Origin of the sequence: Mesorhizobium sp. Root554 (genome assembly GCF_001427025.1) — a bacterium.
Lineage (GTDB): Bacteria > Pseudomonadota > Alphaproteobacteria > Rhizobiales > Rhizobiaceae > Mesorhizobium.
In genome coordinates, this window is the sequence record NZ_LMGA01000001.1 from 2,242,094 (window position 1) to 2,255,677 (window position 13,584).

The following is a 13,584-nucleotide window of genomic DNA, read 5'->3' on the forward strand; positions in this document are numbered from 1 at the left end:
GAATCAACTCTTCCCGTCTGGTTCGATATAAAGGCCAAACGCTTTCGTGTTCCTGAGACCAACGCGTTCCATCCTTCGCTGCCAGCCTCGTGAATAATAGCCACCGATTTCCTTCTCGGGCTCCGCAGAATAGTCTTTGCGGAATCCCTCGGTGTTATGAATGGGATACTTCAGTGCCAGTGTTCCCGCCCATGGACCAATTCCCAAAACCACTAGTAGGAAGAATGCAGCGAACATGAAGACCCCTACTAGATGGTAGGCGAATTCAGAGCCGGTGTACTGATGCACCTGCGCGGCGAGCACGGTGAGTAGCGCTGCGCAGGCACCCATCATAAAAAATCGTCTGTTCGTTCTCTTCGTCACCGGACTTGCTCAGTGCGCCACGGCGGCGGCTGCCGCCTCGTCGATCAGCCGGCCGGTGCGGAAGCGTTCCAGCGTGAACGGTGCGTTGATCGGGTGCGGCTCGTCGCGCGCGATCGTGTGGGCGAAGACATGACCCGAACCCGGCGTCGCCTTGAAGCCGCCCGTGCCCCAGCCGCAATTGACGTAGAGCCCCTTCACCGGCGTCTTGGCCAGGATCGGCGAGCGGTCCGGCGTCACGTCGACGATGCCGCCCCACGAACGCAGCATCTTCATGCGCGTGAACATCGGGAACATCTCGCAGATGGCGTCAAGCGTGTGGTTGAGGATGTGCAGCCCGCCGGTCTGCGAATAGGAGATGTACTGGTCGGTGCCCGCCCCGATGACCAGTTCGCCCTTGTCCGACTGCGAGATATAGGCATGCACCGTGTTCGACATCACCACGCAGGGAAACACCGGCTTGACCGGCTCCGACACCAGCGCCTGCAGCGGATAGCTTTCCAGCGGCATCCTCACGCCAGCCATCTGCATGACGACGGATGAATGACCGGCAGCCACGACGCCGACCTTCTTCGCTCCGATGAAGCCTCGGGAGGTCTCCACGCCCATCACGGAGCCATGGGCGGCGCGCCTGATGCCGGTCACCTCGCAGTTCTGGATGATGTCGACGCCGCGCGCATTCGCCCCGCGCGCATACCCCCAGGCGACCGCGTCGTGCCGCGCCGTGCCGCCGCGCCGCTGCAGCGCCGCCCCCATCACCGGATAGCGCGCATCTTTCGAGATGTTGAGCGGCGGGCAGAACGCCTTGGCCTCTTCCGGCGTCAGCCATTCATTGTCGATGCAGTTGAGCCGGTTGGCGTGGATATGCCGCTTGAACACCTGGATGTCATGAATGTTGTGCGCCAGCATCATCACGCCGCGCGGCGAATACATGACATTGTAGTTCAGATCCTGCGACAGCCCGTCCCACAGCTTCACCGCATGATCGTAGATGCCGGCGGATTCATCATACAGGTAGTTGGAGCGGATGATGGTGGTGTTGCGGCCGGTGTTGCCCCCGCCGAGCCAACCCTTTTCCAGCACGGCGACATTGGTGATGCCGTGCTCCTTGGCCAGGTAATAAGCGGTGGCCAGCCCATGGCCGCCCGCGCCGACGATGATGACGTCGTATTCCTTCTTCGGCTCGGGCGAAGACCATTGCTGTTCCCAGCCCTTGTGGCCTCGCAAGGCTTCGCGGGCGATGGCGAATACCGAATATTTCTTCACGTCCGGGGCCTCGGGCCTGAGTTCTCGGGGATGGCGGCGGGTCTCGCGCCCTCTAGCCGCCCTTCCTGCTGCGAGGTCTATCACTAGCGAAACAGCCGGGCCACCCTTGCGCTGTTTGCGACGTGTCACCGACGTTTTGCAGCTTTGGGCTGGGGTACGAAGTCAACCCTGGAGGCAAACGACGTATTTATACCGGTCAGAACCCCTCTTCTTGCGCTTTCAGCGATTCTTACCAAGTCAGGATCGGCGGATTGCGACAAAAAATCTACATGCTCCAATAGCAGCACACATCTCGGTCTAACCGCCATACCGGCTCCAAAACGGCGAAGAATGGGGTCATCATTCTGGATCAGACTCCGGATAGTTTTTCGATCCATGTCCAACCGAAATTGATTTCGAATGACAGCGAATGCCGACTTTGGACACAGTATGGCGGCATGTTTGACGGCCAATTCCAGCTGCCAGGACGCCGCTAACGAAATAAAGCCAACCGTCTTCCAGCGAACACCGTGCCAATCATCATCAAGACACAACAACACACGACCAAGAACCTCGCCGTCTTTCCCGGTTGTACATTGCTGAATTGCCTCGATGGCATCGAAGCGTATACGGGTTTCGCTGCTCTCCAGCAGTGCCGCGATCTCCCGGAGCATCGGTTGAAGCTCGTGCCAAAAGAAAGTCGCGATGAAAGCCGCGCTTCCCTGCGTGTGCACATTCGAAGACGTTAGAAGCGGCCTGAGACTTTCAATCGGGAAGCCCCTTTTGAACTCCGAGAGAAGGTCGTTTGATAGCTCGCCGTCACCCTGAAAGTCAGGGTCCAGCATAACCGAAATCATGTCTTGGGGGGTCATTGGACAGGGTGGCGTTTCCACCCGCAAGTTTTGAACAAATCGCTGATACCTCGCCGCCCGATAGGCGTCAACGGTTCGCCTCAACACCGAAGCGACCGCTGTGCATCAGCCGGCTGGAACCAAACGCTTGCGGATTGGCTCGAACTGCGGCGTCGCCTTGCGCTTGACCGGGTCCGGCTTGCCGGCGTCGATAGCCTCCCGGTACTTCCAGTTCACCTTTTCGCTCCCGAGCTCGTAGTCCATGCCGTCCCAGCTGTCCTCGCGGAAGCTGTAGAACGCCCAGTGCGCCGCGCGCACATCGAGCGCCGTCAGCACACCTTCCAGATAGCGCGTGCAGAAAGGCTGGCGGCGCATGCAACCGAATTCTCCCGCCACCACCCGGCTGCGCGGCACGCCATGCGCTTCGGCCCATTGGAACGGCTGACCCACATAGGAGGCGACGCGCGCGGCATCCCAGTTCTGCTCGCCGTCGCCATAAGGAACGCTGCCGGGATATTGGTAGGGCTTGGCGCGCTTGAAGTTCGGCGCGCCGATAGCCGCGTAAGGCTCGTACATATGGAATGAGTAAAGCACACGCTGGTCGGCGAGCGGCGCGGGCCAATAGGAAAATGCGTCGGCCGCCGCGTACCACCCCGCATCCGCCATCACCGGCGTCGTCGGATCGACCTCGCGATCGCCTTGATGACGGTTGCATAGAAGGCCGGCAGGTCGCCGCCGCCGCCTTTATTTGCTGCATACCATTCCTGCATTTCCCTGGCGTCGGCATGTTCGGCTAGGCCGTTGTTTTTCTCGGGCGCCGGCTCATTGACGATATTGTAGGCGGCGGCTGCCGGATGATCCTTGAGAGCGGTGGCGAGATCCCGCCAGAACGCGGCGGCCTCTTGCCAAAGGCCTTGTCCTGCCACAGGCGGCCATCGAATTTGTCGCCATTGTTCTGCGCCCAGCGCATACCGGGCAAGGACAGCGGCGCGATGACCACCTTCAGCCCGGCTGCGTCGGCGCGGTCGAGCACAGTCTTCAGCGTCGCCAGATCCTTTGCAGCCAGACCGTCATAATGATCGGCGTCGCCGCGCAGGAAGTCGCGCCGCTCCGGCTTCCATTTGTCGTAGGACAAGCGCACCCAGCCGGCTCCGTAGCCGCGCAGTGCGTCGGAATAGGCCTTGTCCGGTGGTAACCGGTTGAAGCTGTTGCCGCCATGCTGCGGCGTATCCCAGAAGCGGATCAGGTCGGCAGCGCCGGCAGTCGCGGGAAAAAGAAGAACAAGGAGCAGAACGCGGCAAGACGCAAGGATCACCTGACGGGCTTCAAAAACGATGCGGCGAGTTGCATCCGGTGATTGGGGCGGAAGTTCGTCTTGGCGGCGCGGGCATGGATGGAGCGCAGCTTTTGTCACCGCGAATCGATTCAGCGATGGACACAATCTCCTGATTCTGCTATCAGCCGCGGCAATTCGCGGTGGATACCGCTGCGGAGGCATGTGTCTATTGCCACTTGCCTGTTGAACAAAACCGAATGACAGGATTGCCCGTGCAGGTACTCGTCCGCGACAACAATGTTGATCAGGCGCTCCGCGCGCTCAAGAAAAAGATGCAGCGCGAAGGCATCTTCCGTGAAATGAAGATGCGTGGCCACTACGAGAAGCCCTCGGAAAAGCGCGCCCGCGAAAAGGCCGAGGCTGTTCGCCGCGCCCGCAAGCTGGCCCGCAAGCGCGCCCAGCGCGAAGGCTTGCTGCCGATGACGCCGCGCCCGGCTCCCGCGGCTGCCGGCGCCGCCCGCCCGCCGCGCTGATCACGTCAATTTTTCGTCCTTTTCGAAGGATACCCAAGGTGGCGCGATGCAGAATCGCCGCCACCTTTTTGTTTGATGGGAATGACGGACGCGAGTCGGTAAGAGGGCCCGGCAGACGCGCAGCCGATATGAGGACAAGGCAGCGATGAACGTTTTGACTGGAGACCACCGTCCCGCATGGCGCGGCCTTGCGCTGACGGCCGCCCTGTTGTCAGGTCTCGCGCTGGCCGGTTGCCAGACCGCGCCGACGGCCGGATTGGCCAATATCGACAAGGCGCAGGGGTCGACCGAAAACATTTCCTCCCTCTCGGCCGTCATCCAGCGCAATCCGCGCGACCCCGAGGCCTATAATGTCCGCGGCTCCGCCTATGGACGCAGCGGCCAGTACCAGGCGGCGTTGAAGGATTTCGATACCGCCGTCCAGCTCAACCCCAGCTTCTACCAGGCTTATTCGAACCGGGCCCTGATCTACCGCTTCATGGGCGATCAGCAGAAGGCTCTGGCCGACTACAACCGTTCGATCCAGATCAACGCCAGCTACGACGCAGCCTATATCGGCCGCGGCAATCTCTATCGCAAGGCGGGTCGCGTGCAGGACGCCTTCAACGACTTCCAGAAGGCAATCCAGCTCGATACCACCGATGCCCGCGCCTACCACAACCGCGGCCTGATCTATCAACAGCAGGGTCAGCACAAATTCGCCATCGAGGATTTCTCGACCGCCATCTCGCTGGCGCCCGATGCTTCCGAGCCGTACAACGGGCGTGGCCTGTCCTATCTCGCCACGAACGACGAGGACAATGCGTTCTCCGACTTCAACATGGCCATCAAGCTCGACGGCAAGAACGCCGAGGCCTGGGCCAACCAGGCGCTGATCTACGAGCGGCGCGGCGACAAGCCGAAAGCGGCCAAGGCCTACCGCGAAGCCGTGCGGCTGAACCCGAGCTATCAGCCCGCCAAGGATGGCCTGGCGCGCGTCTCCAACTCCTAGCTCGTGAACTCATAAAATCTGGTCGAAACGATGTGGGCCGTCCGGCCCAAATCGCCGAAATGTGGCGTGGCGCATCTGCCACGCCGGGCACCGATCTTTAACGATGCCTTTATCCCGCCAAGGTTTGCGCGGAACGGTCCTCCGATTGCACCGTTGTTGAAACTGCATTGCAAGAAAGGACCTTTGAAATGAAGAAACTCGCTCTGTCCGCCACTCTCGCCGCCCTGGCCTTCGCCACCGCTCCGGCGCACGCAGGCCGTGTCGAGCTCGGTGTCCTCGACTGCACCATCGAAGGTGGCATCGGCTATGTCATCGCCTCCCACAAGGGCGTGGACTGCATTTTCCGCCGCTCCAATGGCGGTCCGTCGGAACGCTACACCGGCCTCATTTCCAAGCTCGGCGTCGATGTCGGCAAGACCCACCAGGGACAACTGACATGGGCTGTGTTTGCCCCGTCGCGTCACTATGACGAAGGCAATCTCGCCGGCAGCTACTACGGTGTGAATGCCGAAGCGTCCATCGTCACCGGCGGCGGCGCCAACCTGCTGCTCGGCGGCTTCCACAATTCGTACAACCTTGAGCCCCTGAGCGTGCAGGCCCAGACAGGCCTCAATCTGGCGGTCGCGGTGACGTCGATCGACCTGATCCACTCGCTGAAATAAGCGCTTCCAAAAAAGGCCCGCCCCTCTCGAAGAGGCGGGCCTTTTTCCTTGTCAAACGGGTCCACCCGGCGGCGCATTGCTTCGGCGTAAAATTCCTCTAGCATTTGCAACCGTCAGGGAGGGCGACATCCAGATGCGCGCAGCATTTCTAGCCATCGGCCTTTGCGCCGTATTGGCCCTCGATTCTGCGCAAGCCCAGGATGGCGGGCTGGAACTGGGCGTACTCGACTGCGCCATAGGCGGCGGCACCGGATTTATCTTCGGCTCCAGCAAGGACCTTTCCTGCACCTTCACGCCGGCAAACACGACCTTCGCGCCGGAGGCCTATTTCGGCGCCGTCAACAAATACGGACTGGATATCGGCCAGACGAAACAGACTGTCATGCAATGGATCGTGTTGGCGCCGATTGAAAATATCTATGCGCCCGGTGCATTGGCTGGAGACTATGTCGGCGCCAGCGCCGAAATCACCGCCGCGGTCGGCGCTGGAGCGAACCTTCTGGTCGGCGGCTTCAATCAGGCCTTCACCTTGCAGCCGCTCAGCGTCCAGACTCAGACCGGCTTCAATCTCGCGATCGGCGTCAGCCAGTTTCAGCTCCGCAGCACGTCCAACTGAACGGCTTTACTGCTGGTCGATGATCTTTCGGTCCGACGGGTCGTTGCTGGAATTGCGAACAGGCTCCGGATTGCCCTTGAAGATACCGTTGCGCAGAACGTCGAATAATCCGGGACGGTCGTAGTTCGGCTCGCCATAGGCCTTTTGGCCGGCGATCGTCTTGTCGCCGAGGTGAATGGCTTCTTCCCCGGCGGCGAACGACGTGCCGGTAAGCGCGAGAAGCGCGGCGGCCGCAAGGACAAATTTTCGCATTGTGATCTCCTGATCCGAAACCGTTCCGGTTCTTGTGACCCGAGAACGTGGCAAACACATGCCCATCGCACCACGACGACGGCCGATTGTTCCGCCAACCTCAAACAGAAATGGAGCACGGACGTCTCCCGGCCAGTGCCGCGCCTGCCTGTCTCGCTGAACACGCCGAGCCCGGGTGCCTTACACGGTGATGGTCTTCAGCCTTTCAGCGACAAGCGCCGCAAGGCGCGCCGCGACCTCGTCCTTGCTCATTTCCGGCCATTCTTCGACACCGGCCTTCGAGACGATCCGCACCCGGTTGCGATCGCCGCCCATGACGCCCCCCGTACCGATCCCGCTGTCATGCGAGACATCGTTGGCAACGATCAGGTCGGCGCCCTTCTTCCTGAGCTTGGCCTCGGCGTTCTTCTGCACATTCTGCGTTTCGGCTGCGAAGCCGATGACCAGACGGGGCCGCTTCGCATGATGGCCCACAGTAGCCAGGATATCCGGGTTTTCGACCATCTGCAGCGGCGCCGGCCCTTCACCATGCACCTTCTTGATCTTCTCCCCTGCCGAACTGGCGGCGCGCCAGTCGGCGACCGCCGCGACGAAAACGGCCGCGTCGGCCGGCAGCTGCGCTTCGACGGCCTCCAGCATCTCCTGCGCGCGCTCGACATGGATCGTTTTAACGCCGGACGGATCGGCGATTGCGACAGGCCCCGAGACCAGCCGCACATCGGCGCCCAGCCGGGCAAGCGCCGCCGCGATCGCGTGGCCCTGCCGGCCTGATGAACGGTTGGCGATATAGCGGACCGGATCGATCGGTTCGTGCGTCGGCCCGGAGGTGACGACGATCTTTGTGCCGGCGAGCGGCTTGGGCCCGTCTTGCAGCAGGCCCTCCGCTGCCGCGACGATCTCCAGCGGTTCGGCCATGCGGCCCTCGCCCGCCTCACCGCTTTCGGCCATTTCGCCCTTGGCAGGCCCGATGAAGTGAACACCGTCGCCCTTCAGCACGGAATGATTGCGCCGCGTCGCCGGGTGCGACCACATCTTTGGATTCATCGCCGGCGCCATCAGCACGGGCCTGTCAGTCGCGAGCAGCACGGCCGATGCCAGATCGTTGGCGAGGCCGCTGGCCAGCTTCGCCATCAAGTCTGCGGTTGCGGGCGCGACGACAATGATGTCGGCCTCTCGCGCCAGCCTGATATGGCCGATATCCTGCTCGTCCTGACGGTCGAAAAGATCGGTAAAGACGTGATCCGCGCTCAGCGCGCCGACGGACAGCGGAGTGATGAATTCCTTCGCCGCCCTGGTCATGACGCAGCGCACCGAAGCACCCCGCTCGCGCAGCCGCCGGATCAGATCCAGCGCCTTGTAGGCGGCGATGCCGCCACCGATGATGAGCAGGATGCGTTTGTCCGAAAGCGCCATGCTGCGATCGATCCTGTGCGAAGCGTTCAAGCCGACAAGCCGGCCGCTTACGGTATGGAGGAAATCGAAGCCCTTGAAAAGCTTGGAAACAATCTGGGGTTAAGAGCAAAAATTAAGGCGGGAGCCGAAGCTCCCGCCTTAATGGATCAGTCCCTTTTCAGGAAGCTTAGTCCTGATTGTAGAAGGGATTGGCTTCCTGCTGCGACTGGACGCCGGTGCCGACAACGCGGTTGTGGTCGATATAGAGATCGCGGCGGACCGAGTTGGTCTGGAGCTTGTCGATACCGGCCTCAGCCTGGTTGACCTTCTGGCCGGCAAGCGTCGGCGCGCCCAGAACGTTGGAAGATTCACCGGCGGCAAAAGCAACGCCGTTCAGCGCAACAAGCGCAGCGATGGCAAGAGCAAACTTTTTCATTTTATTCGTCCTATGTTGATACAAAAACCCTGTGAGCGGGGAAAGCGGCCTAATCGGTAAACCATTGATGTCTTGGGAGAATTCGTGGCTGCCGCTGGGTCTGTCAGTTTCTTTCGTTCGTCTCACTGGACAGAGATGGTGAGGCCTGCCTCATATTACCAGTGTCGGTTTTTGTGACAGTCCGTTGCCAAAAGTGGAACGATGCGGAAGGCCTTTGCCGGCGGGCGAACGACACAAATATCCGGTTCAAAGATCGAGCGGAGACCGGCATGTCCGGGGAACAAGCCGTTGGATACAGAACAAAGAAAAAGGGCAGGAGCCGAAGCTCCCGCCCTTTTTTGTAAAGCCGTCGTTCGGCTCAGTTTTGGCTCTTCAAGGGGCCAGCTTCACTCTGGTACATGCCGCCATCGGCCTGGCCCATGGTGTTGTCCATGTAGCCGCCACCCATGTAGGAGCCCTGGTTGATCGAGCTGATGCGCAGCGTATCGACCGGAACCGTAGCCTGCTCGACGCGCTGACCCGCCAAGGTCGGCTCACCGATGACATTCGATGATTCGGCATAGGCCGCGCCACTCAGAGCGACAAGACCGGCGATAGCAAAAACAAACTTTTTCATTTTCTTCATCCTGTTGTTGAATACAAAATTGACTGACCGTGAAGGAGCTTGGCTCTAGAGTTAAAATGTTAGGCAAGAATTTGCCTTATCAAACTCATTAAAATCCTGAATTAATCTTTTCAGGATTTACCAATTGGCTCGATCGTTCCGGCACCACTTCGATTTTATTGATCTCGATTTCGTTGATCTGTTTGAAGTGGAACAACCTGTATACGGGACCAAACGAGCTGGAGTTTCAAATGTTCCAACAACAAGGCGGCGTAAAACTAAAAAGGGCGGGGTTTGGCCCCGCCCTCATCATCACAGTCGCGTGAGCGACTTAGTCCTGGTGCTGAAACGGCGAGTTCTGATCCTGACCGACCGTACCCGACTGGTTGCCCATCCATGCATCGCGGCGAACCGACTTGGTGGCAAGCTGGCTGGTATAGGAGTCGCTGACCGGTTCAACGGTCGCATTTTCCTGGCCCGCCAAAAGCGGGGCGCCGAGCGTGGCCGCCCAAGCGGACGACGCGCCGGTCAATGCGGCAATAGCAGCAATAGCAATAGCAAACTTCTTCATGACGTGGTTCCTATCTCTCCAAAAACAGGCATTCGAAGGACTTATCAACACGGCGACCGACTGATCTCATGGGAGGAATTCCAGTCGTCCGTCAGGGTCTCCTTCGTTCACCTGTGGAGCGCAGGTAGGCGTCGCTGCAGGTCGCCGGTAGTGTCGAATTCTGTGTTTCTGTGTCGCAAAATACGGAACAGCCGCCGCATCGCAAATGGCAGCGCAATAAGAATCCAAACCATCTCACCCACGCCGGCTATGCACTTTTTGCCGACGCCTACGGGTTGGAACCCTCCTAAATTTATACCCAGGACTACATAAGGTGTTGGAATAAAATGATCTTTCGAACCCGCGATTTCTGCTCCCGCCATTGTGTGTCGATTTCATTGTAAAAAAGACATAGGACCCCATATTCGAGCGAAGCGCTTCCGGCGCTTCGCAATCGCCCAAACGCGGAAAATTCAGCATGGTTGGCTTTGAAGACCTTCAGACCTTTGTGGAGGTTGCTGATGCGGGAGGGTTGACTCGCGCCGCCCAGAGAATGGGGCTGGCAAAATCGATTGTCAGCCGTCGGCTCATGCGTCTGGAAAAAACCCTCGGCGTGCAGCTTCTCGCCCGCAACACGCGCGGCGCCGCATTGACGGAAGCAGGCGCCACTTTGCGCGAACATGCCGCCCGTGTGGTCACAGAAGTCCAGGCCGCCTTCGACGCCATATCTCCGACCGACGAAATCTGGGGCCGCCTGCGGGTCGCCGCGCCGCTCTCCGGCGTCACCCATCTCGCGCCGGTCATGGCCGATCTTGCGCGCCGTTATCCCCGCCTGGAAGTGCAGACCTCGTATACCGATCACATGGTCGATCTCGTCAGCGACGGATTCGACGTCGCTATACGGGCGGGCTATCTGGAGGATTCCAGCCTCGTCGCCCGCCGCATTGCCCCGCTTCATGCCAAGGTGGTCGCCAGCCCGGCCTATCTGGCGCAGCATGGGATGCCAGCCACGCCCGCCGACCTTGTCGATCACGAGGCCCTTACGACGGGGGCGGATTCCTGGCGCTTCAACGTCAAGGGCGAGGTCCTGATCATCCACCCCACCGGCCGCTTCAAGGCCAACCACGGTCAGGCCCTGCTGTCGGCGGCGCTCGAGGGGCTCGGCATCGCCATGTTGCCGGATTTCCTGACCACGCCGCTGATCGCCTCGGGCGCCCTGGTGCAGGTCCTTGCCGACTATCCGACCCCTGACGCGGGACTCTATGTGGTCCGGCTGCCGGGATCTCAGCCGCCACGCAAGATCAAGGCGCTGACCAACATCCTGCTGGAATATTTCGCGCCGGGGCCGGAACTGACGGCTAAGGTCTGATCCAGAGGCTGAATCTCAGGACAGCTTCCAGGCGATATAGATCAGCGCCAGCGCGATCGCCCACAGCGCTACCCGGCCCGAGCGCGAATAACGCGCCTCCGCCTTGCCGATCGCCCGCGCCGTGGCCTCGTCGAAACGCAGCCCGCGTTCGGCCATGGTGTCGATCTCGCGCGACAGTCGTTCGGTGCGTTGCGCCAGGTCAGGCGCCTGCCTTGCCAGCGAAACCAGTGCGCCCACGCCGTCGCGCATATCGGTCAGCACCGCGCGCGGGCCGAGGTTGCCGCGTATCCAGTCGCCCACCACCGGTTCGGCTGTCTTCCACATGTTGAAGGCCGGGTCGAGCGTGCGCGCCACCCCTTCGACGACCACCATCGTTTTCTGTAACAGCACGAGTTCCGGCCGCGTCTCCATGTCGAAGATCTCGGTCACTTCGAACAGCAGCGTCAGCAGTCTGGCCATGGAGATCGTCTCCGCCGGCTGGCCGTGGATCGGCTCGCCGATGGCGCGGATCGCCTGCGCGAAGGCGGCCACGTCGTGCTTGTGCGGCACATAACCGGCCTCGAAATGCACCTCGGCGACCCGCATATAATCACGAGTGATGAAGCCGTAGAGGATTTCGGCCAGGAAGCGCCGCTCCTTCTTGCCGAGCCGCCCGGCAATGCCGAGATCGACTGCGACAATGGTGCCGTCTGCCTCGACGAACATGTTCCCCGGATGCATATCGGCATGGAAGAAGCCGTCGCGCAGCGTGTGACGCAGGAACGACTGGATCAGGTTGGCCGCGATCGCCTTCAGATCGTGGCCGGCCGCCGCCAGCGCCGCGACATCGTTCATCTTGATGCCGTCGATCCACTCCATGGTCAGCACGTCGCGGCCGGTGCGCTCCCAGTCGACGGACGGAACACGGAAACCCGGATCGTCCCTGGTGTTCTCACCGATTTCGGACAGCGCGGCGCCCTCCAGCCGCAGGTCCATTTCCACCTTGGTGGTCTGGGCCAGCGTCTCCGTCACCTGGACGGGGCGCAGGCGGCGCGTCGACGGAACGTATTTTTCCTGCAGCCGCGCGGCGAGGAAGTAACTTTCAAGGTCATGCTGGAAGCGCCGTCGCACGCCGGGCCGGATGACCTTGACGGCAACCTGTCTGGCTAAACCGGCATAAGCCGCCTCGGCCACGTGCACCTGCGCGATCGATGCGGCGGCGACCGCCTCACCGAAATTGACGTAAAGATCGTCTATCGGCCGCCCGAGCGAGGCCTCGATCTCGGCCACCGCCGCTTCCTTGGGAAAGGTCTGCATCTTGTCCTGCAGCATGGCGAGATCGACGGCAATGTCATTGCCGACGACGTCGGGCCGCGTCGCCAGGAACTGCCCGAGCTTGACATAGGAAGGCCCAAGCCTGGCCACCGCCTGCGCCAGCCGGTCGGTGCGCCCGTGCCTGAGCGCCCGCCGCTTGGTCAGGAGCCGGGCAACCCGCCAACCGAACTTCGGCAGGCCGGAAAGCTGGTCGCCCGGAATGGCGACCACGACGCCCTCGCGCACCAGCACCCAGCCGGCCCGAACGAGCCGGAACCCCGCGCCGAGCGCGCTCATGCGGAGCCTTTCCTCAAAGCTTCCAGCCCGAGTGGAGCGCTGCGATGCCGCCGGAATAATTGCGGAAGGTGACGCGGTCGAAACCGGCGCGCCCGATCATGTCGGCGAAGTTCTTCTGGTTGGGAAACTTGCGGATCGATTCGACCAGGTAGGCGTAGGGCTCGCCGTCGCCCGTCACCATCCGGCCTATGCGCGGAATGGCGTTGAACGACCACGCTTCATACGCCTTGTCGAGCAGCGGCATGTCCACCTCGGAGAATTCCAGGCACAGGAAGCGGCCGCCGACTTTCAAAACCCGGTAGGCCTCGGCCAACGCCACTTCGATGCGTGGCACGTTGCGGATGCCGAAAGCGATCGTATACGCGTCGAACGAATTGTCGGGAAACGGGAGTTCCTCGGCATTGGCCTCGACGAAATCGACATTGCCCAGCAAATCGTATTTTTCGGCCCGGTCGCGCCCGACCGTCAGCATCGACCCATTGATGTCCAGCACGGTGGCAGCGGCGTTGCGGCCGCTCGCCTCCACGATGCGGAAGGCGATGTCGCCGGTTCCGCCGGCAACGTCCAGCACCCTCCAGCCGGGACGCTTCGGCGGATGCAGCCAGGCCACCATGGCGTCCTTCCACAAACGGTGGAGGCCGGCCGACATCAGGTCGTTCATCAGGTCGTAGCGCTTGGCGACCTTGTGGAACACTTCGTTGACCAGCGGCTGCTTTTCGCCGGCCTCGACCTTCTGGAAGCCATAGGAGGTTTCCATGCCTCCGGCGGCTGTCGTTCTTGAGCCTGACATAAATGTGATCCGTCACAAAATCGGCGCGACCATAGCCGATCAGGGATGCGGGCGCTATTGTTTAGAC

17 protein-coding genes are annotated in these 13,584 nt (G+C 61.2%); 5 read left to right on the plus strand and 12 right to left on the minus strand.

What is annotated here, in order from left to right; all coding sequences use genetic code 11:
* Nucleotides 1-3: 3 nt before the first annotated feature.
* The 5 genes from ASD44_RS18505 to ASD44_RS18770 form a co-directional block, all read right to left on the minus strand.
* Nucleotides 4-363 carry a hypothetical protein gene (locus ASD44_RS18505; protein ID WP_162246424.1) on the minus strand — a complete coding sequence of 120 codons (360 nt, stop codon included), beginning with the start codon at nt 361-363 and terminating at the stop codon, nt 4-6.
* Nucleotides 364-372: 9 nt separating this feature from the next.
* Nucleotides 373-1,626, minus strand: coding sequence for a sarcosine oxidase subunit beta (locus ASD44_RS10920; protein ID WP_056111610.1), 1,254 nt, complete (start codon nt 1,624-1,626; stop codon nt 373-375).
* Between the two features lie 125 nt (nt 1,627-1,751).
* Nucleotides 1,752-2,477 (minus strand): hypothetical protein, encoded by a 726-nt coding sequence (locus ASD44_RS10925; protein ID WP_056111612.1) that lies wholly within the window; start codon nt 2,475-2,477, stop codon nt 1,752-1,754.
* A gap of 105 nt (nt 2,478-2,582) precedes the next feature.
* Nucleotides 2,583-3,122, minus strand: coding sequence for a cellulase family glycosylhydrolase (locus ASD44_RS18765; RefSeq protein ID WP_244478760.1), 540 nt, complete (start codon nt 3,120-3,122; stop codon nt 2,583-2,585).
* A gap of 127 nt (nt 3,123-3,249) precedes the next feature.
* Nucleotides 3,250-3,771, minus strand: coding sequence for a hypothetical protein (locus ASD44_RS18770; protein WP_244478761.1), 522 nt, complete (start codon nt 3,769-3,771; stop codon nt 3,250-3,252).
* A 233-nt stretch (nt 3,772-4,004) separates the two neighbouring features.
* On the opposite strand from ASD44_RS18770, the gene rpsU reads away from it, so the two are divergent.
* From rpsU to ASD44_RS10950, 4 genes are all read left to right on the plus strand, one after another.
* Entirely contained in the window at nt 4,005-4,265 is a 261-nt protein-coding gene (gene rpsU, locus ASD44_RS10935; protein ID WP_056115928.1) for a 30S ribosomal protein S21, read from the plus strand.
* Nucleotides 4,266-4,410: 145 nt separating this feature from the next.
* Nucleotides 4,411-5,256 (plus strand): tetratricopeptide repeat protein, encoded by an 846-nt coding sequence (locus ASD44_RS10940; protein ID WP_056111615.1) that lies wholly within the window; start codon nt 4,411-4,413, stop codon nt 5,254-5,256.
* A 188-nt stretch (nt 5,257-5,444) separates the two neighbouring features.
* Nucleotides 5,445-5,918, plus strand: coding sequence for a DUF992 domain-containing protein (locus tag ASD44_RS10945; RefSeq protein ID WP_056111618.1), 474 nt, complete (start codon nt 5,445-5,447; stop codon nt 5,916-5,918).
* A 133-nt stretch (nt 5,919-6,051) separates the two neighbouring features.
* A complete protein-coding gene (locus ASD44_RS10950) occupies nt 6,052-6,534 on the plus strand; it encodes a DUF992 domain-containing protein (RefSeq protein ID WP_056111621.1) in 483 nt (160 codons plus the stop codon).
* A gap of 6 nt (nt 6,535-6,540) precedes the next feature.
* On the opposite strand, the gene ASD44_RS10955 is transcribed toward ASD44_RS10950, so the two are convergent.
* From ASD44_RS10955 to ASD44_RS10975, 5 genes are all read right to left on the minus strand, one after another.
* Complete coding sequence (locus ASD44_RS10955) at nt 6,541-6,786, minus strand: hypothetical protein (RefSeq protein ID WP_056111624.1); 246 nt, start codon at nt 6,784-6,786, stop codon at nt 6,541-6,543.
* Between the two features lie 180 nt (nt 6,787-6,966).
* On the minus strand, nt 6,967-8,199 hold the full coding sequence (gene coaBC, locus ASD44_RS10960; protein WP_056115930.1) for a bifunctional phosphopantothenoylcysteine decarboxylase/phosphopantothenate--cysteine ligase CoaBC: 1,233 nt from the start codon (nt 8,197-8,199) through the stop codon (nt 6,967-6,969).
* Nucleotides 8,200-8,365: 166 nt separating this feature from the next.
* Nucleotides 8,366-8,614: a hypothetical protein gene (locus ASD44_RS10965; RefSeq protein ID WP_056111625.1), complete on the minus strand. Its 249-nt coding sequence runs from the start codon at nt 8,612-8,614 to the stop codon at nt 8,366-8,368.
* Between the two features lie 358 nt (nt 8,615-8,972).
* Nucleotides 8,973-9,230 (minus strand): hypothetical protein, encoded by a 258-nt coding sequence (locus tag ASD44_RS10970; RefSeq protein WP_156459828.1) that lies wholly within the window; start codon nt 9,228-9,230, stop codon nt 8,973-8,975.
* A 319-nt stretch (nt 9,231-9,549) separates the two neighbouring features.
* Nucleotides 9,550-9,789, minus strand: a complete 240-nt coding sequence (locus ASD44_RS10975; protein WP_056111632.1) for a hypothetical protein — start codon at nt 9,787-9,789, stop codon at nt 9,550-9,552.
* 457 nt (nt 9,790-10,246) lie between these two features.
* Between ASD44_RS10975 and ASD44_RS10980 the strand changes: the two genes are divergently transcribed.
* Nucleotides 10,247-11,137 carry a LysR family transcriptional regulator gene (locus tag ASD44_RS10980; protein ID WP_056111635.1) on the plus strand — a complete coding sequence of 297 codons (891 nt, stop codon included), beginning with the start codon at nt 10,247-10,249 and terminating at the stop codon, nt 11,135-11,137.
* Between the two features lie 15 nt (nt 11,138-11,152).
* Here ASD44_RS10980 and ubiB read toward each other — a convergent pair whose 3' ends face one another.
* Both ubiB and ubiE read right to left on the minus strand, forming a co-directional pair.
* On the minus strand, nt 11,153-12,727 hold the full coding sequence (ubiB, locus tag ASD44_RS10985; protein ID WP_056111637.1) for a 2-polyprenylphenol 6-hydroxylase: 1,575 nt from the start codon (nt 12,725-12,727) through the stop codon (nt 11,153-11,155).
* A 13-nt stretch (nt 12,728-12,740) separates the two neighbouring features.
* Complete coding sequence (ubiE, locus tag ASD44_RS10990) at nt 12,741-13,517, minus strand: bifunctional demethylmenaquinone methyltransferase/2-methoxy-6-polyprenyl-1,4-benzoquinol methylase UbiE (RefSeq protein ID WP_056111639.1); 777 nt, start codon at nt 13,515-13,517, stop codon at nt 12,741-12,743.
* Nucleotides 13,518-13,584: the final 67 nt, after the last annotated feature.

Coding starts and splice junctions, on each gene's coding strand:
- ASD44_RS10925 (WP_056111612.1), bottom strand. CDS start 2,477: ATGACCCCCCAAGACATGATTTCGGTTATGCTGGACCCTGACTTTCAG.
- ASD44_RS18765 (WP_244478760.1), bottom strand. CDS start 3,122: ATGGCGGATGCGGGGTGGTACGCGGCGGCCGACGCATTTTCCTATTGG.
- ASD44_RS10940 (WP_056111615.1), top strand. CDS start 4,411: ATGAACGTTTTGACTGGAGACCACCGTCCCGCATGGCGCGGCCTTGCG.
- ASD44_RS10945 (WP_056111618.1), top strand. CDS start 5,445: ATGAAGAAACTCGCTCTGTCCGCCACTCTCGCCGCCCTGGCCTTCGCC.
- ASD44_RS10950 (WP_056111621.1), top strand. CDS start 6,052: ATGCGCGCAGCATTTCTAGCCATCGGCCTTTGCGCCGTATTGGCCCTC.
- ASD44_RS10955 (WP_056111624.1), bottom strand. CDS start 6,786: ATGCGAAAATTTGTCCTTGCGGCCGCCGCGCTTCTCGCGCTTACCGGC.
- coaBC (WP_056115930.1), bottom strand. CDS start 8,199: ATGGCGCTTTCGGACAAACGCATCCTGCTCATCATCGGTGGCGGCATC.
- ASD44_RS10965 (WP_056111625.1), bottom strand. CDS start 8,614: ATGAAAAAGTTTGCTCTTGCCATCGCTGCGCTTGTTGCGCTGAACGGC.
- ASD44_RS10970 (WP_156459828.1), bottom strand. CDS start 9,230: ATGAAAAAGTTTGTTTTTGCTATCGCCGGTCTTGTCGCTCTGAGTGGC.
- ASD44_RS10975 (WP_056111632.1), bottom strand. CDS start 9,789: ATGAAGAAGTTTGCTATTGCTATTGCTGCTATTGCCGCATTGACCGGC.
- ASD44_RS10980 (WP_056111635.1), top strand. CDS start 10,247: ATGGTTGGCTTTGAAGACCTTCAGACCTTTGTGGAGGTTGCTGATGCG.
- ubiB (WP_056111637.1), bottom strand. CDS start 12,727: ATGAGCGCGCTCGGCGCGGGGTTCCGGCTCGTTCGGGCCGGCTGGGTG.
- ubiE (WP_056111639.1), bottom strand. CDS start 13,517: ATGTCAGGCTCAAGAACGACAGCCGCCGGAGGCATGGAAACCTCCTAT.